The following is a 21,536-nucleotide window of genomic DNA, read 5'->3' as shown; positions in this document are numbered from 1 at the left end:
GACGACGGGGCCTCCGTGGTCGGCTCTGCTGCCGGGCTGCTGCTCTCAGTTGCAGATGGTGCCGGCGAAGAAGATGTTATAGGGGCTGAGCTGGGTAGAGCAGTAGGTTTCGCTACAGAAGACCCAGAACCACAAGCGCTTAGCCCCACAAGAGCGGCAACTCCCAGGGATGCAAAAAGTTTACGGCGCATCATGACCTCGTAGTGTGTGCGGTAATAGTGATATCACCAGCTTACTCAAAAGCCCAACAACAGTACGTACGCACCGTTGTTGGGCTTCAAGTTACAAAATTTTATGTGTAGAAGACCTACTCAGCGACCAGAGACAGAGCCTCCAGGCGGTGGCCAGCCAGGATCTCGCGTCCGCCCAGGCCCTCAAGCTCCAGGAGCACGCCGATACCGGTGACCTTCAGGTCAGCCATCTCCATTAGGTGGGTGGCCGCCTCAAGGGTGCCGCCGGTAGCCAAGAGGTCATCCACAATCAGTACCCGCGAACCTGCCGGGATGTCGTCCTTGTGAATCTCAATCGCGGCCTGGCCGTATTCGAGGGAGTATTCCTTCATGTAGGTATCGCGCGGCAGCTTACCGGCCTTACGCACGGTCATGACGCCGGTACCGGCAATGTAGGCAATAGCCGAAGCCATCAGGAAGCCACGCGCCTCAACGCCAGCTACGATATCGAACTGACCCTCAAAACGCTGGGCGAGCTCTTCCATCGACGCCCGGAAGACCTGCGGGTTAGCGAACAGGGTGGTGACGTCGTAGAAGAGGATGCCTTCCTTGGGGTAGTCCTGAATCTGCGCGCAGGCAGCGGGGATCTGCTCATCAAGGGGCAGGGAAGAATCAACGGGCTTAATCATGCTTTTAGCCTAGCTGATGACCTGGGGGCGAGCCGCGAAAGCACGCGCAGGTTCTAGCTCACTCTTGAGTGCCTCCAGCTGGGCAGCCACAGCGGACGGGGCGGTGCCGCCCTGGGCGCTCCGGGAGTTCAAAGACCCCTCAACGGTGAGCACTTCGCGGACGCCCGCGTGCAGGGCAGGTGAGATCGCCAGGTAGTCCTCGTCGGTCAGGTCCCACAGTTCGCAGTCCTTTTCTTCGCAGACGCGCACAGCTTCACCGGCCAGTTCGTGGGCCACACGGAAGGGCACGCCCTCGCGCACCAGCCATTCTGCAACGTCCGTCGCCAGGGCAAAGCCCTGGGGAGCCAGCTCTGCTAGGCGATCGGTGTTGAAGGTGAGGGTGGCAATCATGCCGGAGACAGCGGGCAGTAGAACTTCGAGCTGGTCGATGGCGTCAAAGACCGGTTCCTTGTCTTCCTGCAGGTCGCGGTTGTAGGCCAGGGGCAGGGCCTTCAGGGTTGCCAGCAGGCCGGTGAGGTCACCGATCAGGCGACCGGCCTTACCGCGGGCAAGTTCAGCGATATCGGGGTTCTTCTTCTGCGGCATAATCGATGAGCCGGTGGAGAAGGAGTCATGCAGGGTTACGAAGGAGAATTCCTTGGTGGCCCAGAGAATAATCTCTTCAGAGATGCGGGAGAGGTCTACCGAAATCATGGCGGCGATCCAGGCGAACTCGGCGTAGACATCGCGGGAGGCGGTGCCATCGATGGAGTTGTGGGTTGCGGAGTTGAAGCCCAGGTCAGCTGCTACAGCTTCGGGGTCCAGCCCCAGGGAAGAGCCCGCGAGCGCCCCGGAGCCGTAGGGTGATACGGCGGCGCGCTTGTCCCAGTCCAGCAGACGGTCAAGGTCACGGGACAGGGCCCAGGCGTGGGCCAGGAGCTGGTGGGAGAGCAGAACAGGCTGGGCGTGCTGCAGGTGGGTGCGGCCGGGCATGGGCGCGTAGGGGTGGGCCTCGGACTGGGCAATCAGGGCGTCGATGGTGTCCATGACGCCGGTGGCAATGATGGAGGCGTGATCGCGCAGGTACATGCGGCCCAAGGTGGCAATCTGGTCGTTGCGGGAGCGGCCAGCGCGTAGCTTACCGCCCAGCTCAGCACCGGCACGTTCGATGAGGCCCTTTTCGAGGGAACCGTGCACGTCTTCGTCCGACTCCGCCGGGGTGTAGGCGCCAGAACGGACGTCGGCTTCAAGCTGGTCGAGGGCTGCAATCATGCCGGTGAGCTCGTCGTCGGTGAGCAGACCGGCCTTAGCCAGCACACGGGCGTGGGCGCGGGAGCCTGCAATATCGTAGGGCGCTAGACGCCAGTCGAACTGGGTTGACTTCGACAGGGCGGCAAGGGCCTCAGAGGGGCCGCCTGCGAAGCGTCCGCCCCAGAGAGCGCCGTCGTTGGTACCGTGCTTTTCAGCTGACATAGTTTTACCTTTGCGGGGTTGGGAAAATCGTGCGGGGTAAGGCAAAAGCCGCCCGCCGGCGTCCTTACCTTTAGTGGGGTAAGGACGCGCGGGGTTGGGCGGCTGAAGCGGGGCTAGTTTTAGAGGCCCAGGCGCTGGTCGCGGGCTGAAGCGACCTTGGAGGACATACCGAACAGCTCAATGAAGCCGCGGGCCATGGACTGGTCGAAGGTGTCGCCCTCGTCGTAGGTGGCCAGGTTGAAGTCGTAGAGGGAGGTCTCTGACTTACGGCCGGTAACAACGGCGCGACCACCGTGCAGGTCCATGCGGATATCGCCGTTGACCATCTTCTGGGTGTCGTTGATGAAGGCGTCCAGGGACTTCTTCAGCGGTGAGAACCACTGGCCGTCGTAGACCAGTTCGGTCCAGCGCTGGCCAACGATCTTCTTGAAGCGGGCCTGCTCGCGCTCGATGGTGACGTTTTCGAGTTCCTTGTGGGCAGCCATGAGAGCCATAGCGCCGGGAGCCTCGTAGATTTCGCGGGACTTAATGCCGACCAGGCGGTCTTCAACGATGTCGATACGGCCGATGCCCTGGGCACCTGCGCGGCGGTTCATAATCTCGATAGCTTCAAGCGGGGTAACTGCCTGGCCATCGATAGCAACGGGGATGCCTTCCTTGAAAGAGATGACGACGGTATCGGGGGTGGGAGCGAAGGTGGGGTCGTCGGTGTAGTCGTAGACGTCCTTGGTGGGGGCATTCCAGATGTCTTCGAGGAAGCCGGTCTCAACGGCGCGGCCCCAGACGTTCTGGTCGATGGAGAAGGGGTTCTTCTTGGTGGTGACGATCGGCAGGTTGTTCTTTTCTGCGTAGTCGATGGCCTTCTCGCGGGTCAGGGCCAGGTCACGCACGGGGGCGATGCACTTAAGCTCGGGACCCAGGGTCTGGATGCCAACCTCAAAGCGGACCTGGTCGTTGCCCTTGCCGGTGCAGCCGTGGGCAACGGTGGTGGCGCCGAACTGCTTGGCTGCTGCTACCAGGTGCTTGGTGATGACGGGGCGGGACACAGCCGATACCAGGGGGTAGGCGTCCATGTAGAGGGCATTGGCCTTGAGGGCGGGCATGCAGTACTCATTGGCGAATTCATCGCGGGCATCTGCCACGTAGGCTTCAACAGCACCGCAGTCGAGGGCGCGCTGGCGGATGGTCTCGAGGTCCTCGCCGCCCTGCCCTACGTCAACGGCAACGGCGATAACTTCTGCGCCGGTTGCTTCGCCGATCCAGCCGATGGCAACTGAGGTATCTAGACCGCCTGAGTAGGCCAGGACGATGCGCTCTTTCATGGTGCTCCTTGAGATATTACGTTCAGGGGCGGGAGGTCCCCGCAGGTTCTATAAATAATTATGCACACTCAGACATAATTATGCAAAACGTATCGGCCAGTGATACGCGCTACTATCATCGCGCGCCGTTACAAAACCGGCAAGAGAAACGCGCACCCCAAAATGAAAAAACCTTAATGGAATACTCACAGAACCTTTAAAGACAACTGCCACACTAGAAACATGCTCAAGAAATACATGTTCGGAATCCTGCTCCTGGCAGCTGTTGGAATGGTCGCCGCTCTCGCTCTTCTCATGAGCTTCCGCGGCCAGCTCGGTGACGAGGTAGACCCCATCGTCCTCGACCGCACCACCTCCCCCAGCTCGTCAGCGTCCGCCACTGCAACCCCCTCGCCGTCAGCAAGCAGCGAGAGCCCCAGCCCTGAGCCCACCGAAGAGCCAGCAACTGAGGAAGCAGCCCCGGTTGAAGAAGCCCCCGCCGAGCAGGCACCGGCTGAAACTCCGGTCGTAGAACAGGCGCCGGCTATCGTTGAAGCCCCGGCCCCCGCAGTGGTTGAGCAGGCCCCTGCCCCTGTTGTAGTCGAGCAGGCTCCCGCACCTGCACCGGCACCCGTCGTGGTAGAACAGGCACCGGCACCCGCCCCCGCACCTGCCGACGACGATGACTTTGATGATGACTACGAGGTCGATGACGATGGCGACGATGACTAATCCTCTCACCAAGCTGTGGGCCAAGCGGCGTTCTAGCGACTCTTCCCGCCTGAACAACCAACGCACAGGGTCGGTACGACTTCGCATTGTCGCATGGATGGTTTTGGTGACAGCCTTTATCATCACAGGCCTCATCTTCACGGTTCGCGAGATCCTCATCAGCGAGGTCGGCACCAACGCCGCAGCGAGCACCGAAAGCGAAATCTCAGAATTCCGCACCTTTGCTGAACTCGGTGTAGACCCCACCACCGCTGCCCCCTTCGAAGACCTGGACCAGATGCTCACCGCCTTTGTGTCCCGCCAGTTCACCGGCTACGCAGAGCAGCTCATTGGCGTTACCAGCAACCAGGTCATCATCATCGATGAACAGCAGGACTACGCAGAAGAAACCGGCTACAGACTGCATCAAGACAAGGACCTCCTTGCCCTCATCACCGGGTATGAGAGGACGTCGGGGGTCGAGCAAACCCCGGCAGGCCCGGTGCACTGGGGCAAGGTCGAGGTCAGCCTCAACACCGACGATGGAACCCAGACCGGGCACCTCATCGTTGTGGAATATATCCAGCCTGAGCTCGACGCGGTGCAGCACACCATCGTCACCATGATTTGGGTGGGGCTGGGTGGGCTGGCTGCCACCGTAGTCATCGCGTGGCTGGTCGCGGGCCGCATCACCAAACCGATTCGGAGCCTGCGCACCGTCGCCCAAGAAATTAACGACAAAAACTTTTCAGGACGAGTCGCCGTCAAGGGCGACGACGACGTGGCAGCTATGGGCCACACCTTTAACCAGATGCTAGATAGATTGGAGGAGTCAGCCATGATTGAACGCCAGTTTATGGACGACGTGAGCCACGAGCTACGCACCCCCATCACCATCGTGCGCGGTCACCTTGAGCTCATGGACCGCACCGAGGAACAGGATCAGACCCTGCAGCTGGTCGACGATGAGCTAGAACGCATGGGTCGTATCGTCGCTGACCTGCTCACCCTCGCCAAGTCCGAGCGCCCTGACTTTGTCTCACCGCACCCGGTAGACGTCGCCGACCTGATGATTACCCTCGACTCGAAGGTACAGGCCTTTACCGACCACCGCTGGATGATTTCAGACATCGCAGAAGGTGAAGTTGACCTGGACGAACAGCGCATCACCCAGGCTCTCGTCCAGCTCTGCGCCAACGCAGCCCAGTACTCCCCCGAGGGAACCACCATCTCTATCGGCTCAGCCTTTGAGGGAGCAGGTTCCCACCGCGAGCTCAAGCTCTGGGTACGAGATCAGGGACCCGGCGTCAGCGAAGAAGACGCCGCAACCCTCTTCGAACGGTTCAAGCGCAATAACGCCAAAAACCCTGCCATCGCTAAAAAGCACTCCGTGGGTGCCGGGCTGGGGTTGGCCATCGTCCGCTCCATCGCAGAAGCCCACGAAGGCTCCGTCTGGATTGCCCAGCCGGACGACGGTATCGGCGCTATCTTCGGCATCACCCTGCCAGCAGCTGCCGCAGCAGATAGCGGTAAGGACGACACCGATGCCCTAGCAGATAGCGTCTCCAGCGTACGCTACCCCAGCTGGACCAAATAAAACTCTTAGACCAGACCGCACCATCAGAAAGAAGCCCCGCCATGAGCCATATCCTGATTGTTGAAGATGACCCGCGCATCTCGTCCTTCATCGTCAAGGGCCTGAAATCAGCAGGCTACACCTCAACCCTCATCGACGAAGGCCGCTCAGCCTATGCCCTGGCTAAGGTCAGCGATTTCGACCTCATCATTCTCGATGTGGGGCTTCCCGGTATGGACGGTTTTACCATCATGAAGTCCCTGCGGGCTGAAGGCATCACCACCCCCATCATCATGCTCACCGCCCGTGACTCCGTTTCAGACACCCTCGAAGGTCTTGAAAACGGCGCCAACGACTACATGACCAAGCCCTTCCAGTTCGCTGAGCTCTTAGCCCGCATCCGTCTGCGCTTGCTCGACACCAACCGCGAAGAAACCAATGCCTCGACCCTGGCCCACCGCAACCTTGAGCTCAACGTGCTGACCCGCCAGGTCACCGTCAACGGCACTATCGCTGAACTCACCAGCCGTGAATTCGCCCTGCTCGAGACCTTTATGAGGCACAAGAACCAGGTGCTCTCGCGCGAGCAGCTCCTGGGCCAGGTGTGGGGCATGGACTTTGACCCTAACTCCAACATCGTCGACGTCTACATTCGCGCACTCCGCAAAAAAATTGGTGATGACTATATCGCCACCGTCCGAGGGGCAGGGTACCGATTCGTATGAAACTTCTATATTCATCAACCAATGCACCTGCCCACGAACCGGCAGTAGATACCGCGCCGCTGACCATCGTCAAGCCCAGTTTTATCACCGGTAAGCTACTCATCTCGTTCTTCGTTGCGGTGCTCCTCATCGGTGCTACTACCGTCACCGGGATGACCTCCACCGAGCTCTCCCTTGAGGGCGCCCTCACCCTTGCCATCTTCATCCTGGCAATCTGGGCCTGGGTGTTCAGTCCGCTGTCAGACACCTACGTCTCACTCGCAGCTGCGGTAGCTCTGGTGCTGACCGGCATTATCAGCACCGACCAGTTCACCGCTTCACTGGGCACTTCGGCTGTCTGGTTGCTGGTGGCAGCTGTGGTGATGGCCCAGGCTCTGACCGCCTCAGGTCTCACCCGCCGTCTCACCGCCCGACTTGTAGCCCTGGCCCGCACCCCGCGCCAGCTCGCCCACCTCTACAACCTAGCCCTCTTTCTGACCGTCTACCTAGTCCCCTCACCTTCAGGCCGAGCAGCCCTCGCCCTGCCCATCTACCTGGCCATGGCAGAAGCTATGCCCGACCGCCCCAAGCTGGTCAAGGCCCTGGGAATCCTAGCGCCCTCCACCATCCTGGTCTCAGCGGTTGCCTCGTTTATCGGTGCAGGTGCCCACCTGGTCACCGCCGAAATCCTGGTGGCCTACGGGCTAGAAACCATCGGCTTCCTCGAATGGATCATTCTGGGCTCGGGTCTAGGCCTGCTTGCCTCACTCCTGGTCACCGAGCTGGTCTTCATCCTCTTCCCCACCCGCGATGACGCCCCGGCAAAACTCCATATCGACCTGGCAGACTTTGAAACCGAAGGCAGCACTCCTGTACGAGGCTCCCTCACCCAGGCAGAGAAAAACATAGCCCTGGTACTCGGCATTGCAATTCTGCTCTGGTGCACAGAGTCCTTTCACGGGGTAGACCCGGTAATTGTGGCCGTGCTCGGCGCGCTGGCTGCCAGCGCTCCCCGTTTCGGTTCGGTCAAGCTGGCTGCTGCTCTCAAAAAGGCTCCCTGGCCCATGCTCATCTTCATGGCCACAACCCTGGCCATTGGTACCGCTCTCTCGGAATCGGGGGCAGCGACCTGGCTGGCAGAGTCAATCTTCGCCCCGGTTTCGGGGCTAGGACGCAGCGGCGCAGCGGCCTTTGTACTTCTCGTCATTGCCCTCTCAACGGTGGCTCACCTGGTGATTCAGTCCCGCTCAGCCCGTTCGGCTGTGCTCGTCCCCCTGATTATCACCGCCGCCATCCCCCTGGGGGTCAACCCGGTAGCAGCCGCCTTCATCTCAACCGCAGCCGCCGGATTCTGCCACACGCTGACCTCCAGCGCTAAGCCGGTAGCCCTCTTTGCCACCATTGACGGCCGCCCAACCTACACCCCGTCCGACCTTCTCAAGCTTTCGGCCTGGCTGGCACCGCTCCACGCAGCGCTCATTGCCGGCTTCGCCTTCTTCATCTGGCCGGCCCTGGGCCTGCCGCTCTACCTCTAAATCACCACACCTTTACAAGGAGAAATACCATGACTATGTCCATTCCCCAGCGCATTCTGATCGCACCTTCCGGTTTCAAGGGCTCTCTTGAAGCTGATGTTGTAGCGGACGCCATTGCGTCCGGTATCCGCCGCGTCATTCCCGGCGTCAACACCGTGACCATGCCGATTCCCGACGGCGGCGAGGGCACCGCAAAGATGCTGGCTGGCTCCACCGGCGGCAAGCTCGTGCACACCAAGGTCACCGGCCCGGTAGGCCAGCAGGTTCGTTCCCACTACGCCCTGCTCGGCGGTGCTCAGGACGGCGTCGCGGTCGTTGAAATGGCAGCGGCAGCGGGGCTCTCCCTGGTACCTAAGGATTTGCGTAACCCCGCTGAAACCACCACCTACGGGGTGGGGCAGCTCATTGCTGCGGCACTCGATAACGAAGACGTACACACCGTACTGGTAGGCTGCGGCGACTCAGGCACCTCAGACGGCGGTGCCGGTGCCCTCTCAGCACTGGGTGCCCGTATTCTCAACGAGGCCGGAGAAGAAATCCCCCTGGGCGGTGCCCACCTGACCGAGGCTGCGTCCATCGACTACTCCGGTCTGCACCCCCGCCTTTCCCAGGTGCGCATCGTCCTGGCTCTCAACCAGCACAACATCCTGACCGGCCCCAAGGGCGTTGCCCGCGTCTTTGGCCCCCAGAAGGGGGCAACCCCCGAGCAGGTTGAACAGCTGGATGCGGCCCTAACCCACTGGGCCAACCTGCTGGAAGAGACCTACGAGACCATGACCGACGGCAAGCTGCACATGGACTTCCACACCGGCGCAGGCACCGGCGCTTCCGGCGGTCTGGGGGCAGGGCTGGCTTTCATCGGTGCCGAGCTCACCCCGCGCTTTGAGGCCCTCATCGACTCCGGACTGGCCGGCATCAACCTTGATGAAGAAATCCGCCACGCTGACCTGGTCGTTACCGCAGAAGGCGCTATCGACTTCCAGACCCCCAAGGGCAAGGTTCCTGCAGAAATCGCCGCCCGCGCCCAGGGTTCGGGCGCCCCGGTACTCGCGCTGGCTGGCTCTATCGGTAAGAAGGCCTACCGCGTGCACGATGCCGGCATCGACGCTTTCGCCTCGATTATCCCCCTGCCCATGGACCTTGAAGATGCCCTGGTCAACGGTGAAGAGCTGCTGACCGACTCGGCAGAGCGCACCTTCCGCATGATTCTGCTGGGTGCTTCGCTCTCGGCCTCCATGCAGTCCCGCCGAGCGCAGCTGGTCGCCGCCTAAAGTAACCGGCGTACGGTAGAGGCTCTCCCCTAGGCTTCCTGGGTGAGGGCCTCTGCCAGTACCCGCTTCAAGATTTTGCCGGTGGGCCCCAGCGGCAGCTCCTCTTTGAAAACATAGCGACGCGGGTACTTGTAGGCGGCAAGTTCCCGGCGGGCCAGCTGATCGAGGGACGCGGTCAGCTCAGCCTGCTGCGAAGCGTCCAGGGGTTCGCGCGGCACCACTACCGCCACAATTTCTTCGCCCACGGTCTCAGAGGGCTGCCCCACCACGGCTGCCAGCTGGACAGCGGGGTGGGTGTAGAGGACGTCCTCAATTTCCCGCGGGTAGACGCTGTTGCCGTTACGCAAGATCATGTCTTTGAGGCGGTCAACGATAAAGATATTTCCCGCCTCATCGAGTCGGGCTACATCGCCGGTAGCAAACCAGCGGCCCTTGAGCACCGCGGCACTGGCCTCGGGACGCCCCCAATAGCCGGCCATGACGTTGGGCCCGGCCACCCACAGTTCACCCGCTTCACCGGTAGCCAGCGACTGGCCCTGCCTATCGACCACTTTCACGTCTACCCCGGGTAGGGCCCTGCCGACAGAACCAATGACCAGGCCGTATTCAGCCCGGTTGAATGACACAACGGGTGCAGTTTCGCTCAGGCCATAGCCCTCGTAGATGGGGAAGGCTACCAGACGCTCAATATCAGCGTGGACGGAGGCGGGCAGGGCAGCCCCGCCCGATATGCCGAAGCGGACGCGCCCCCGCAAGCGGTGCGTCAGGGCAGGGTCGGTGCCCAGGTAGCTAGCTAGGGCGCTGTACATGGTGGGAACGGCTGCAAAGATGGTGACGCCCGCAGCGGCACAGAGCTGGGCTGCACCCCCCGGTGTGAAACGCGGTAACAGGGCAATAGCAGCGCCAGCAGCCAGAACGGCATTCATCGAGACGGTCTGACCGAAGGCATGGAAGAGGGGCAGGCCACCAAAAATCACATCATCAGGTGTAAAACCAAAAACCTCTACGCAGGTCAGAGCATTAGAGAGCATATTAGCGTGGGTGAGGGTTGCCCCCTTGGGTGCCCCGGTAGTACCTGAGGTGTAGAGAATAACGGCAGGTTCGGTCGCGGCAACCGGCTGCACTTCCCAGGAGAGCGGCTCGGGGACGTCCGCGCCGAACATGGCCTCGGGTGAAAGCAGCTCAAGGGCTACCTGCTCCCCCACCTCAACCTGAATCTGGTCAAGTTCCTGCCCCACCCGGGTCCCGGCAGCGGCAACCAGGAGCCGAGCGCCGGCGTCCTGTACCTGATAAGCAGCTTCACGGGCTGACAGCAGCGGGTGCATGGGAACCACCACAGCGCCCAGGGCCAGGGCACCGTAGTAGAGCCCCACCATCGCGGGCACATTAGGCAGGGCAAGGGCCACCCTGTCGCCAGCTGCTACCCCGCGCTCGCGCAACCAGTTGAGCAGGCTCCCCGTGTACTGTGCTAGCTGTCTATAGGTCATGGCCCCACCTGCCCAGGTCAGGGCAGTGCGATTGTCAGCGGCACGGGCCTGTAGCAGGGCGGCAATATTGTTCTGGGGTGAGCAATCAGCTGATTGCTGGGCATCCTTGGTTTCCACGGTGAGCCTTTCCTGAGGGGCTGAGCGGCATTGCCCATTCTTTCATACAGGCTTGTCGAAAGCTTCTGAACGAAAGTTCTAAATAAGATTGGCATGAGCTGTAGGGTGGTCTAGACAGGGTTGCTAAAGGGGCTTGCTTTCTGAGAAAGTGAAGGTATGACAGACGCGAACCATAGCCTGACCGAGCAGGACATCGACTTCCTCAACTCGGTCTTCGACCTGGCACGGGACAACAAGCCGGTAGCCCTGAAATCTCTGTTTGACCAGGGCGTCCCCGTTGATCTCACCAATGCCAAGGGCGATACTCTGCTCATCCTAGCGGCCTACCACGAACACGCTGACCTAGTTCAGCTGCTCATCAACGAGGGCGCTGACCTTGACCGCCTCAATGAGCGGGGTCAGACCGCCCTGGTATGCGCTACCTTCCGTAACAATCTGCCCATCGCCCGCATGCTGCTCGACGCCGGTGCCGATGAAACCCTGGGCTCGCAGACTCCCGCAGATGTTGCCGAGTTCTTCGACCTTGCCGAGATGAAGAAGCTTTTTGAAGGGTAATGGGTTAGACCGGCGCCAACGCCGGGTCCCCGCCTACGCCCTATAGTTCAGCCCCGGTCTTCGACGATGAAGACCGGGGCTTAGTGTTTGCTCAGCCGGGACTGAGGGCTAGGCCGCCCATTCCAGGAAGAGAGAGGCCACCTTCTCGCCGCCGTTGGGGTCGCGGGTAATGACCATGACGGTGTCGTCGCCCGCGATGGACCCCAGCAGGGGCTCTAGCCCGGCCTGGTCAATAGCTGAGGCCAGGAACTGGGCTGCGCCCGGCGGGGTACGCAGGATGACCAGGTTGGCTGAGGCCTCGGCGGTCACGAGCAGTTCTTTGAAGAGGGAAACGAGGCGAGCGTCGGGGCCTTCCTGGGTGCTCCGACGGACGGGGTGGTTAGGTACGGCGTAGATTAGCCCCGATTTTTCGTCGCGCACGCGCTCGGCGCCAATTTCCACCAGGTCGCGGGAAAGGGTCGCCTGGGTGACTTTGAGCCCGTCGTCGGTGAGCAGCTGGGCTAGTTCGGCCTGCGAGCGCACGCGGTGGGTTTGGAGCACCTCGATGATGCGGGCTTGCCGCGCGGTTTTGGTGGAGGGAATCGCCATTGTTTCTTCTCTTTTTCTGGTCGGTTTAGCTAAGAGCGGTGCGGACGTCGGTGGCTAGGTTGGACTCGGCGAGCAGGAAGGCCATGAGGGCTTTTTGAGCATGGAGGCGGTTTTCTGCTTCGTCGAAGACGACGGAGGCGGGCCCGTCGATGACGTCGGCGGTGACTTCGTAGCCGCGGTAGGCGGGAAGGCAGTGGAGGAAGATAGCGTTGGAATCAGCCCTATTCATAGCCTCGGTGTTGACGGTGTAGGGCTTGAATACTTGGGCGCGGGCTTCTTTTTCGTCCTCTTGGCCCATGGAGACCCAGGTGTCGGTGATGACGACGTCAGCGCCGGCCAGGGCCTGGTCGGGGTCGGTGGTGACCAGGATTGAGCCGCCCGTTTCGGCTGCTCGCTGCTGGGCTTCTGCGACGACGGAGTCGGCGGGAAGGTAACCCTCGGGGCCAGCGATACGAACGTGCATGCCCGCGGTGGCGCCACCGAGCAGGTAGGAGTTAGCCATGTTGTTGGCGGCATCGCCCAGGTAAACCATGGTGAGGCCGGCCAGCTTGCCCTTGTGCTCGCGGATGGTGAGCAGGTCAGCGAGAATCTGGCAGGGGTGGTAGTCATCGGAGAGGGCGTTAATGACGGGCACGCGGGAGTGCTCAGCCATTTCTTCGAGACCCGCCTGGGCGTAGGTGCGCCAGACGATGGTGGAGACCATGCGGGAGACCACCTTAGCGGTATCTGAAATGGTTTCCTTATGGCCAAGCTGGGCTTCGCCGGGGTTAACAATCAGGGGGTTGCCGCCGAGTTCTGCGATACCGGCGTGGAAGGAGAAGCGGGTACGGGTAGAGGTCTTGTCAAAGATGACGGCGGCGGTTTGGGGCCCGGCCAACGGCTTGTAGCCGTAGCGGTCGGCCTTCATGGAGGCAGCCAGATCGAGCACCTGTGCCTGTTCGGCGGGGGTGAGGTCGGTGTCTTTGAGGAAGTGGCGTACCACGGTTTTCTCCTAGGGTTGGGGGGCAGCGTTTCAGCTGACCTTTCATTATATGCACAGTTACTGATAGTTATGCAGTTTGTGAATAAGAGTAGGCATCGCGGATGCCTTTTACGCCGACTGGCTGGGGCTGGCATGAATCACATGCGAGCGCTAGCGAGCCTGTGAGAAGGTTAGTCGGCAGAAAGGCATCCGCGATGTTCACCGACATTTTTCCATCCGCATTTACTGCTGTCGCGCCTCAGCCAGAATAGTGGGGAAGGCAGCGGTGAACTCTGCCAGTTCGGCGTCGGTAATGGTGAGGGCGGGGGCGATGCGGACGGTGCGGGCGTCCGGAGCGTTGACGATGAAGCCTGCTGCTCGGGCGGCGGCGACAAAGGCAGGTGCCAGGGGCGCGCCGGTATCAGTTGCTTCGTCTGTGAGGACGATGCCAACCAGCAGGCCCGCTCCCCTGGTTTCTGCTACGCCGTCTAGTTCTTCGATAGCGGCTCTGAAGGTTGAGCCTCGTTGGGCGGCGGCATCGAGCAGGTGCTCGGCTTCGATAGTTTCGAGGGTTGCTGTTGCTGCTGCGGTGGCCAGGGGGTTGCCGCCGAAGGTGGTGCCGTGCATACCGGCTTCGAGAGTGCGGGCGTTGTCGTCGCCGACCACGATCATGGCGCCAATGGGGAAGCCTCCACCCAGCCCCTTGGCGAGGGTGATGGCGTCGGGCAGGTTGTCGCCGGTTAGTTCACGGGAGTGTTCGTACCAGCGGCCGGTACGACCCATGCCGGTTTGGACTTCGTCCACGATCAGCAGGGCGCCCTTGTCGCGGGTGAGTTCGCGGGCGCGGGTGAGGTAGCCTGCGGGCAGGGGCAGGACGCCGGCCTCCCCCTGGATGGGTTCGACGATGAGGGCAGCGACGTCGTCGGTCAGATTTTCTTCGAGGGCTTCGAGGGTAGCAGGAATATGTTTGATGCCGGTGGGAAGCGGTTCGAAGGGCTCACGGTAGGCGGGTTTCCAGGTGAGGGAAAGAGCCCCGATAGTTCGCCCATGGAAGCCGTGGTCAAGGGCGAGGATGGTGCCTTTGCCGTGGAGGTTGCCGTGGCGGCGGGCGAGTTTATAGGCAGCTTCGTTGGCTTCGGTGCCGGAGTTGCAGAAGAAGACGCGGCCCGACTCGGTGCCCAGGTAGCCCAGCAGGCGGTGGGCTAGGGAGATCTGTTGGGGGCTGGTGAAGAAGTTGGAGATGTGGGTCAGGGTTGCGGCCTGCTCGCTGACGGCTTTTACCCAGGCGGGGTGGGCATGGCCAAGAGCGTTGACGGCGATACCGCCGAGTAGGTCAAGGTAGGTGGTCCCGTCGGCGTCCGTCACGCGTGAGCCCTGCCCCGAAACCAGCACCAGGGAGGGGTCGCCAAAGACCCCCAGGAGGTCGTTCCGGTAGTCGGCTAGGAGGTTTTCTTGTGTCATGGGTAGTCCTAATAAGTCACCGGCTTGACCTGGAAGTCAGGGGCCGGGTGGTGCCAGGGGGTGTCGTCGACGTTGTCGGGGGTGAGCTGGGTGCCGATGCCGCGGTCGGTGAAGATTTCGAGGAGGGGCGAGTGGGCGAGGCGTCCGTCGACGATGGAGGCTCTGGGTACGCCCTGTTCTACGGCCTGCAGGCAGGCGCTCATTTTGGGGATCATACCGGAGACTAGGCTGGGGAGCATCTCGCGTAGTTCACTGACGGTGAGGGAAGAGATGAGGGAGTCTTTGTCGGGCCAGTTGGCATAAAGGCCCTCGACGTCGGTGAGGACGACGAGTTTTTCGGCTCCGAGGGCGGCGGCGACGGCTGCGGCGGCGGTGTCTGCGTTGACGTTGAGGATTTCTCCGGTGAGCCCGGCAAGCCCGTGGTTGTGTTCGGGGTACTTTTCGGGGTCGTGCATTTCGGGGGCGACGGAGGAGATGACGGGGATTTTGCCGGCCTGGATCATGGACATGATGGCGGTGGTGTTCACGCCGACCACTTCACCAACAAGACCGAGATCGACTTCTTGGCCGTCCACCACGGTGCCGATGCGGCGGGCGCGTAGGAGCCCGCCGTCCTCGCCGCTCATGGCGACGGCGAAGGGGCCGTGGGCGTTGATGAGGGAGACGAGTTCGCGGGCTACTTGGCCAGTGAGTACCATGCGGACGACGTCCATGGCTTCGGGGGTGGTGTAGCGCAGGCCGCCGCGGAACTCGCTTTCGATGCCGAGTTTGGTGAGCATGGCGGTGATTTGGGGGCCGCCGCCGTGCACGACGACGGGGCAGATGCCGATGGTTCGTAAGAAGACCATGTCTTCGGCGAAGGCGGCACGCAGCTCTTCGGAGATCATGGCGTTGCCCCCGTATTTGAAGACCATGATTTTGCCCCGGAACTGTTGGATCCAGGGTAGGGCTTCCATGAGGGTTTTGGCTTTTTGTTGGGCGGTGTCGAAGCGGGCGTGGGCGTTTTTTTGCTCTGCCATGGGGATCTTTCGGTTAGCTGGAGTAGGCGGAGTTTTCGTGGACGTAGTCGTGGGTGAGGTCGTTGGTCCAGATGGTGGCTTCGTGCTGGCCTGCGCCCAGGTCGATGTCGACGGTTACTTTGCGGTCTGCAGCGAGGTTAACGAGGGAGCGGTCTTGGCCGATGCCGCCGCCGGTGCAGACCTGCACGCCGTTGATGGTGACGTTGACCCTATCGGGGTCGAAGGTGGCTGAGGTGGTGCCGACTTCGGAGAGGATGCGGCCCCAGTTGGGGTCGTTGCCGAAGATGGCGGTTTTGAAGAGGTTGGAGCGGGATACTGCCCGGGAGACTTCTTCGGCGTCCGCTTCGCTGGCGGCGCCCAGGGTGCGCACGTGGATGTCGTGGCTGGCGCCCTCGGCGTCCCCAATGAGTTGCAGGGCGAGGTCCTGGCAGACCTTGGTAAGGGCTTCAGTGAAGACGCCCAGGTCGGGTTCGATATCAGAGGCGCCAGAGCTCATAAGGATAACGGTGTCGTTGGTCGACATGCAGCCGTCGGAGTCGGCCCGGTTGAAGCTCAGACGAACGGCCTCGCGCAGGGCGGTGTCGAGGTTGTCGGGTGAGACCAGGGCGTCGGTGGTGATGACCACCAGCATGGTAGCCAGCCCCGGGGCGAGCATACCTGCGCCCTTGGCCATACCGCCGATAAGGTAAGCGCCGCCCTCTTCGATTTCCACACCGATAGCGGCCTGCTTTGAGACGGTATCGGTGGTCATGATAGCTTCAGCCGCCGCCAGCGAAGAGCCGGAGCTCACGCCCAGGGAGGCGGCGGCGTCCTTTGCGCCCGCGGTGAGCTTGTCCATGGGCAGGCGCTCGCCGATCAGGCCGGTGGAGCAGACCAGCACGTCGCCTGCCGAGATATTGAGCAGGTCAGCAACGAGCTCAGCGGAGGCGTGGGTATCTTGGAAGCCGGGGGCTCCGGTGCAGGCGTTGGCACCGCCGGAGTTGAGCAGGACGGCGTCCGCCCGCCCGTCGCTGATGACCTGCTGGCTCCACAGCACGGGGGCGGCAGCAAAGCGGTTGCTGGTAAAGACCGCGGCGGCGTTTTTGACCGGACCGTCGTTGACGACCAGAGCGACGTCCTTCTTACCCTCAACAGCGCTAATACCGGCGCGGACGCCGGCAGCACGGAAGCCGCGGGGGAAGGTCACGCCGTGGGTAGTTACGCCTTCAATCTGGTGGATAGTGTCGGTCACGGTGCGAGTCCTTCCTGGAGCAGACCTGCGTTTTCGGGGAGCCCGAGGGCAATGTTCATGGACTGGATGGCACCGCCGGCAGTGCCCTTGGCTAGGTTGTCGATGACGCTGGTGACGATCACGCGCCCGGCGTGGGCGTCGAAGGCCAGCTGCATTTCGGCGTGGTTGGAGCCCTGCACGCTCTTGGTGGTGGGCCATTGCCCTTCGGGGAGCAGGTGCACGAACTTTTCGTCGGCGTAGGCCTGCTGCCAGGCTTCTCGGAGCTGGGCTTCGGTCACGCCGGGGCGGACGCGCGCGGTTGCGGTAGCCAGGATACCGCGGGGCATGGGGGCCAGTGTGGGCGTAAAGGAAATCTGCACCTGCTCCCCCGCGATGTGGGTGAGCTTCTCTTCGATTTCAGGGGTATGCCGGTGGGAGCCACCGACCCCGTAGGGGCTCATGCCACCCATGACCTCTGCTGAGAGCAGGTGGGTCTTGAGGCTCTTCCCTGCCCCTGATGTACCTGAAGCGGCAACGATAACCACGTCGGTGGGTTCGAGCAGACCGGCGGCAAAACCGGGAGCCAGGGCCAGGATGGACGCCGTGGGGTAGCACCCGGGCACCGCAACCCGCTTGGTGCCCACGAGGTTATCGCGCTGTTTGCCGGTGGCGGTGGGCAGTTCGGGCAGGCCGTAGGGCCAGGTACCGGAGTGCTCTGAGCCGTAGAACTTGACCCAGGCGTCCGCGCTGTCAAGGCGGTGATCTGCCCCGGCGTCGATGACCAGGGTGTTCTCGGGCAGCTGGGCCGCGATCTCGGCGCTGGCGCCGTGGGGTAGGGCCATGAAGACAACGTCGTGCCCGCTCAGGGCCTCGGCGGTGGTGTCGGCAACGACCAGATCGGCGTAGGCGCGAAGGTGGGGGGCAAGGTCGCCCAGGCGGGCACCAGCGGACGAGTGCGCGGCCACGGTTTTCACCTCAACGTGGGGGTGGGTTGCCAGTAGGCGCAAAATCTCGCCACCGGCGTACCCGGTGGCTCCTGTGACAGCTACGGTAATAGTCATAGCACCATATTTGCATGTTTTTGCATGGCAGTAAATATTTATGCACTACGTTTCGCAATGTGAACCGGCGGGTCCTAAGCCGCCCACGCGCGTCCGCCCATCCCTCCCCCCCCCCCCACACACACAAGGGGACCTGAAAACCAAAAAGGGACCGCATAATGTGCGGTCCCTTTTTAAAAATGCGGTCCCCTTGGTGTTGAAGGTGAGGGGAAACAGCTCAACCTAGTCGAGCATCTCGGTGTTCTTGCGCTTGCGGATCATCATGAAGGTACCGGCAACACCGGCGCCAAAGACCAGAATCGCACCGGCAAGACGCAGCATGGCGCTTCGCTTCTGCGACGCAACGGTATCTTCGGTCACCGGCACCAGGCTCCCCTCTTCACCGGTGCGGGCCACAGTCAGGTGGCTGTCGTCAGTCTGCACCAGCAGGGCATCAACGGTCTCGGGGAAGTCAGCACTGACGGTGCCGGTCTGGGAGCCGCGGAACTCCACGGTAGAGCCCGGGTTAACCTGTGCCGGGTCGGCAATATCAGAGATGAAGGTCTTACCGGTCATAGCGGTGTTATCGGGCAGAATACCGGTGTAGATGGCAACGTTGTTATCACCCTGCAAGTCGCTAGTGACCTTTTCAAACGTACCGGTCATCACCCAGGAACGCCCCTCGTAGCCCTCATTAGCGCGGGCCTCGTTGAAAGTGCGCACACCGCCAATCAGCAGAATAATCGCGAAGATTGACGCAAGAATCATGATGCCGGCAGCTGCCAGCTTGGGACCGAGCGGGCCGCGGGGTTCCTCGTAGTCTTCTTCCTCTTCCGCGAAGGTGAAGAAGTCGTCGGTGCGGTCATCTTCGTCGAAGTTATCGCGGTCTTCGAGGTAACGCTGATCGCTCACGGTGCATCTCCAGAGGTTGTGGGTGATTGCCTAGATGAAGGCGGAAGTCCATTCTATCGCGTCAGCCCCTAAAAGGCTTATCGGTCTCACAGAAGGGTCAGCTTTTTCAGCGGTGCCTCCCAGGCGCTGCCCTGAACTTCACCACAACCCACCCGCTGCACGCAAAGAGCCCGGCGGACGCGCGTCCGTCGGGCTCCACCCCTTGTGTGAGGGTTTGCGGTGCTTAGGCTCGCTGTACCGCGCCGAAGCGTTCGGCAGCCAGGGCAACGCCTGCTTCACGGGCCGCAGAGGCCTCGTCGGCGGTCAGGGTGCGGTCGGTGGCACGGAAACGCAGGGCGAAGGCCAGGGACTTCTTGCCCTCTTCGATGCCGGTGCCGCGGTAGTCGTCGAAGACGCGGACGTCCTCGAGCAACTCCCCGGCGCCCTCAGCCAGGGCTGCGGCCACGTCAGCGGCAGGAACCGCAGCGTCGACGACCAGGGCAACGTCCTGGTTCGCTGCCGGGTAGCCGGAGATACCGGTAGCCTGGACCGCCTCACCAGCCTGGGCGATGAGGGCGGTGAAGTTGAGCTCGAAGGCACTGGTGCGCTCGGGCAGGTTCAGCTTGGCCAGTAGCTTGGGGTGCAGCTCACCGGCGTAGGCGATGACCTCACCGGCTGCGTTCTTGAGCACGGCGGTGCGGCCGGGGTGGAAGGCCTGGTGTTCGCCGTTGGCAACGGTGAGCTTCACACCTGCGGCATCGGCTACCAGCAGCACAGAGTCCAGGGCATCGCGCCAGTCAAAGGCACGGGCGGTAATGCCCGGGGTTTCCTCGTGCTCAGCACCGGCGAAAAGACCGGCGATGTGGCGGGGCTGGTCGGGAATACCGGCGTTCAAATCTGCCAGAACCTCGTCGGCGGGCTTGACGCCCAGGCCGGGGATTGAGGCTGACCCCAGCTGGGTGCCGGGGATAAAGACGGAGCCGGTCTCGTAGATGGCCAGGTTCTTGAAGCCGCGGGAGAGGTTGCGGGAGAGCACCTCGGTCAGACCGGGCAGCAGGGAGCGGCGCATCCAGCCCTGGGCGGACGAGATGGGGTTAGCCAGGCGGATGGAGTCCACCGGCTCACCGGCAACCGGGGAAGCCCAGAGGTTGTTGTCTTCATCGGAGACGAAGGGGTAGGCAAAGACCTCGGTCAGACCCGATGCTGCCAGGGCGTTCAGGGCCCGGCGGCGCAGGGTCTGCTCAACGGTGTAGCCGCGGCCGGGAGGGGCCACAGGCAGGGTGGAGGGAATCTGGTCGTAGCCGACCAGACGGGCAACTTCCTCGGTCAGATCTTCCTTAGCGCCCAGGTCGGTGCGCCAGGAAGGCACAGTGACCTCGTAGGATCCCTCAGCTACCTCAACACTGGCACCGATCTGTTCCAGGGAGCCAACGATCTGCTCTTGGGTGTAGTCGATGCCGATACGGCCTGCGGTGTAGTCGGCGGGCAGGGAGATGACGGTGGGGGTAAAGCTGCCACCGGCGTCCGTCACGCCCTCGTCAGCATTTGCACCAGCCAGCTCAACCAGCAGGTCAACGGCCCGCTGGGCGGCAGCTGCCTGAATCTGGGGGTCAACGCCGCGTTCAAAGCGCTTGGAGGCCTCAGAGGAGAGCTTGTGGCGGCGGGCGGTGCGGGCAATGGAGACCTCATCGAAGCGGGCTGCCTCAATCACGATACGGGTGGTGGAGTCGCTGACCTCGGTGGAGGCCCCGCCCATGACGCCGGCCAAACCGATGGGGCCGGACTCGTCGGTAATCAGCAGGTCTTCGGCGTGAAGCTCGCGTTCCTTCTCATCCAGGGTGGTGAGCTTCTCGCCAGCTTCGGCACGGCGCACGGTGATGCCGCCGGTCAGCTTATCTGCATCGTAAAAATGCAGGGGCTGGCCGGTTTCAAGCATGACGTAGTTGGAAATATCCACCGGCAGGGAGACGGAGCGGACGCCCGCCAGGCGCAGGCGGGAGGACATCCAGGTAGGTACGGGGGCGGTTGCGTCCACGCCGCTGACCGAGCGGGCAACGAAGCGGGTGGCGCCGTCCTTGCCGTGAATGGGGGCTGAGTCGGTCAGGGTGACGGGCAGGCCCGCGCCGTTGGCAGCAGGGGCCTTGGCAGCCAAATCGAGCACAAAGTCATCGAAGTCGTTGCCGGTAGCATGGCAGTACTCGCGGGCGATACCGCGAATGGAGAAGCCATAGCCGCGGTCGGGGGTGACGTTGACTTCAGCAGCTTCGTCGTAGAGACCCAGCAAGTCCATGGCGTCGGTGCCGATCTCGGGGTCAAGCCCCAGGGTGGAGAGCACCAGGATGCCGCCGTGGTCCTCACCGATGCCGAGCTCCTTGACGGAGGCGATCATACCGGCTGACTTGTGGCCGTAGGTCTTGCGGGCGGTAATAGCGAAGCCGCCGGGCAGTACAGCGCCGGGCAGGGTGACAACGACCTTGTCGCCGGGCTTGAAGTTGTGGGCGCCGCAGATAATGCCCTGCACGCCGGACTCTTCAATGCCCTTGCCGGTCAGGGTCTGCTTCTGGCCCTCGGGCACAACGCGCACCTGGCACCAGTTAACGGTCTTACCGTTGGAGTGGGTTTCGGGCTCCATGGAGAGCACCTGACCCACCACGATAGGGCCGGTCAGCTCGTCGGTGGGGCGATGGACGTCCTCTTCTTCCAGGCCAACTGTAACCAGGGTAGCCATGACATCTTCGGCGCGTGCGTCGGCCGGGACGGGCGCGTATTCACGCAGCCAGGAAAGGGGTACTCGCATG

17 protein-coding genes and 1 pseudogene are annotated in these 21,536 nt (G+C 62.4%); 6 read left to right on the top strand and 12 right to left on the bottom strand.

Translation table 11 applies throughout. From position 1 onward, the window contains the following. Positions 1–307 precede the first annotated feature (307 nt). The 3 genes from L6758_RS07530 to L6758_RS07520 all read right to left on the bottom strand — a co-directional run bounded on the left by L6758_RS07530 (position 308) and on the right by L6758_RS07520 (position 3,633). On the bottom strand, positions 308–859 hold the full coding sequence (locus L6758_RS07530) for an adenine phosphoribosyltransferase (protein ID WP_237205564.1): 552 nt from the start codon (positions 857–859) through the stop codon (positions 308–310). A gap of 9 nt (positions 860–868) precedes the next feature. Then, positions 869–2,311: an argininosuccinate lyase gene (gene argH, locus L6758_RS07525; RefSeq protein WP_237205563.1), complete on the bottom strand. Its 1,443-nt coding sequence runs from the start codon at positions 2,309–2,311 to the stop codon at positions 869–871. Positions 2,312–2,430: 119 nt separating this feature from the next. Next, positions 2,431–3,633 carry an argininosuccinate synthase gene (locus tag L6758_RS07520; protein WP_237205562.1) on the bottom strand — a complete coding sequence of 401 codons (1,203 nt, stop codon included), beginning with the start codon at positions 3,631–3,633 and terminating at the stop codon, positions 2,431–2,433. Between the two features lie 222 nt (positions 3,634–3,855). Here L6758_RS07520 and L6758_RS07515 point away from each other — a divergent pair, with 222 nt between their 5' ends. From L6758_RS07515 to L6758_RS07495, 5 genes are read left to right on the top strand one after another with little or no spacing between them, the layout of a single operon-like run. Then, positions 3,856–4,344, top strand: coding sequence for a hypothetical protein (locus L6758_RS07515; RefSeq protein ID WP_237205561.1), 489 nt, complete (start codon positions 3,856–3,858; stop codon positions 4,342–4,344). After that, on the top strand, positions 4,337–5,920 hold the full coding sequence (locus L6758_RS07510; RefSeq protein ID WP_237205560.1) for a sensor histidine kinase: 1,584 nt from the start codon (positions 4,337–4,339) through the stop codon (positions 5,918–5,920). The genes L6758_RS07515 and L6758_RS07510 overlap by 8 nt, the downstream gene beginning before the upstream one ends. Before the next feature lie 41 nt (positions 5,921–5,961). Then, entirely contained in the window at positions 5,962–6,624 is a 663-nt protein-coding gene (locus tag L6758_RS07505; RefSeq protein WP_185173230.1) for a response regulator transcription factor, read from the top strand. Then, a complete protein-coding gene (locus L6758_RS07500) occupies positions 6,621–8,138 on the top strand; it encodes an SLC13 family permease (protein WP_237205559.1) in 1,518 nt (505 codons plus the stop codon). Before L6758_RS07505 ends, L6758_RS07500 begins: the two co-directional genes overlap by 4 nt. A gap of 29 nt (positions 8,139–8,167) precedes the next feature. Continuing rightward, positions 8,168–9,409, top strand: coding sequence for a glycerate kinase family protein (locus L6758_RS07495; RefSeq protein ID WP_237205558.1), 1,242 nt, complete (start codon positions 8,168–8,170; stop codon positions 9,407–9,409). A gap of 29 nt (positions 9,410–9,438) precedes the next feature. Here the strand turns inward: L6758_RS07495 and L6758_RS07490 are convergent, their stop codons facing one another. After that, positions 9,439–11,013 carry an AMP-binding protein gene (locus L6758_RS07490; protein WP_237205557.1) on the bottom strand — a complete coding sequence of 525 codons (1,575 nt, stop codon included), beginning with the start codon at positions 11,011–11,013 and terminating at the stop codon, positions 9,439–9,441. Positions 11,014–11,169: 156 nt separating this feature from the next. Between L6758_RS07490 and L6758_RS07485 the strand changes: the two genes are divergently transcribed. Beyond that, entirely contained in the window at positions 11,170–11,568 is a 399-nt protein-coding gene (locus L6758_RS07485; RefSeq protein WP_237205553.1) for an ankyrin repeat domain-containing protein, read from the top strand. 108 nt (positions 11,569–11,676) lie between these two features. Here the strand turns inward: L6758_RS07485 and L6758_RS07480 are convergent. From L6758_RS07480 to pheT, 8 genes and pseudogenes are all read right to left on the bottom strand, one after another. Next, a pseudogene (locus L6758_RS07480) lies at positions 11,677–12,165 on the bottom strand (arginine repressor); the annotation flags it as partial. A 16-nt stretch (positions 12,166–12,181) separates the two neighbouring features. Then, complete coding sequence (gene argF, locus L6758_RS07475; protein WP_237218640.1) at positions 12,182–13,138, bottom strand: ornithine carbamoyltransferase; 957 nt, start codon at positions 13,136–13,138, stop codon at positions 12,182–12,184. Positions 13,139–13,360: 222 nt separating this feature from the next. Then, positions 13,361–14,578 carry an acetylornithine transaminase gene (locus L6758_RS07470; protein ID WP_237218639.1) on the bottom strand — a complete coding sequence of 406 codons (1,218 nt, stop codon included), beginning with the start codon at positions 14,576–14,578 and terminating at the stop codon, positions 13,361–13,363. 8 nt (positions 14,579–14,586) lie between these two features. Further along, entirely contained in the window at positions 14,587–15,597 is a 1,011-nt protein-coding gene (gene argB, locus L6758_RS07465; protein WP_237197143.1) for an acetylglutamate kinase, read from the bottom strand. 13 nt (positions 15,598–15,610) lie between these two features. After that, positions 15,611–16,828: a bifunctional glutamate N-acetyltransferase/amino-acid acetyltransferase ArgJ gene (gene argJ, locus L6758_RS07460; RefSeq protein ID WP_237218638.1), complete on the bottom strand. Its 1,218-nt coding sequence runs from the start codon at positions 16,826–16,828 to the stop codon at positions 15,611–15,613. After that, complete coding sequence (gene argC, locus L6758_RS07455; RefSeq protein ID WP_237205549.1) at positions 16,825–17,868, bottom strand: N-acetyl-gamma-glutamyl-phosphate reductase; 1,044 nt, start codon at positions 17,866–17,868, stop codon at positions 16,825–16,827. Before argC ends, argJ begins: the two co-directional genes overlap by 4 nt. A 222-nt stretch (positions 17,869–18,090) precedes the next feature. After that, a complete protein-coding gene (locus L6758_RS07450) occupies positions 18,091–18,759 on the bottom strand; it encodes a hypothetical protein (RefSeq protein WP_237205548.1) in 669 nt (222 codons plus the stop codon). Positions 18,760–18,982: 223 nt separating this feature from the next. Then, on the bottom strand, positions 18,983–21,535 hold the full coding sequence (gene pheT / locus L6758_RS07445; protein WP_237205547.1) for a phenylalanine--tRNA ligase subunit beta: 2,553 nt from the start codon (positions 21,533–21,535) through the stop codon (positions 18,983–18,985). Position 21,536 lies beyond the last annotated feature (1 nt).

This window comes from Rothia nasimurium (assembly GCF_928382285.1).
GTDB classification, from domain to species: Bacteria; Actinomycetota; Actinomycetes; order Actinomycetales; family Micrococcaceae; genus Rothia; species Rothia nasimurium_E.
This window is presented reverse-complemented; position numbering and strand designations above follow the sequence as displayed.

Coding starts and splice junctions, on each gene's coding strand:
- L6758_RS07500 (WP_237205559.1), top strand. CDS start 6,621: ATGAAACTTCTATATTCATCAACCAATGCACCTGCCCACGAACCGGCA.
- L6758_RS07510 (WP_237205560.1), top strand. CDS start 4,337: ATGACTAATCCTCTCACCAAGCTGTGGGCCAAGCGGCGTTCTAGCGAC.
- L6758_RS07530 (WP_237205564.1), bottom strand. CDS start 859: ATGATTAAGCCCGTTGATTCTTCCCTGCCCCTTGATGAGCAGATCCCC.
- argH (WP_237205563.1), bottom strand. CDS start 2,311: ATGTCAGCTGAAAAGCACGGTACCAACGACGGCGCTCTCTGGGGCGGA.
- L6758_RS07520 (WP_237205562.1), bottom strand. CDS start 3,633: ATGAAAGAGCGCATCGTCCTGGCCTACTCAGGCGGTCTAGATACCTCA.
- argB (WP_237197143.1), bottom strand. CDS start 15,597: ATGGCAGAGCAAAAAAACGCCCACGCCCGCTTCGACACCGCCCAACAA.
- L6758_RS07470 (WP_237218639.1), bottom strand. CDS start 14,578: ATGACACAAGAAAACCTCCTAGCCGACTACCGGAACGACCTCCTGGGG.
- pheT (WP_237205547.1), bottom strand. CDS start 21,535: ATGCGAGTACCCCTTTCCTGGCTGCGTGAATACGCGCCCGTCCCGGCC.
- argC (WP_237205549.1), bottom strand. CDS start 17,868: ATGACTATTACCGTAGCTGTCACAGGAGCCACCGGGTACGCCGGTGGC.
- L6758_RS07505 (WP_185173230.1), top strand. CDS start 5,962: ATGAGCCATATCCTGATTGTTGAAGATGACCCGCGCATCTCGTCCTTC.
- L6758_RS07515 (WP_237205561.1), top strand. CDS start 3,856: ATGCTCAAGAAATACATGTTCGGAATCCTGCTCCTGGCAGCTGTTGGA.
- L6758_RS07485 (WP_237205553.1), top strand. CDS start 11,170: ATGACAGACGCGAACCATAGCCTGACCGAGCAGGACATCGACTTCCTC.
- L6758_RS07495 (WP_237205558.1), top strand. CDS start 8,168: ATGACTATGTCCATTCCCCAGCGCATTCTGATCGCACCTTCCGGTTTC.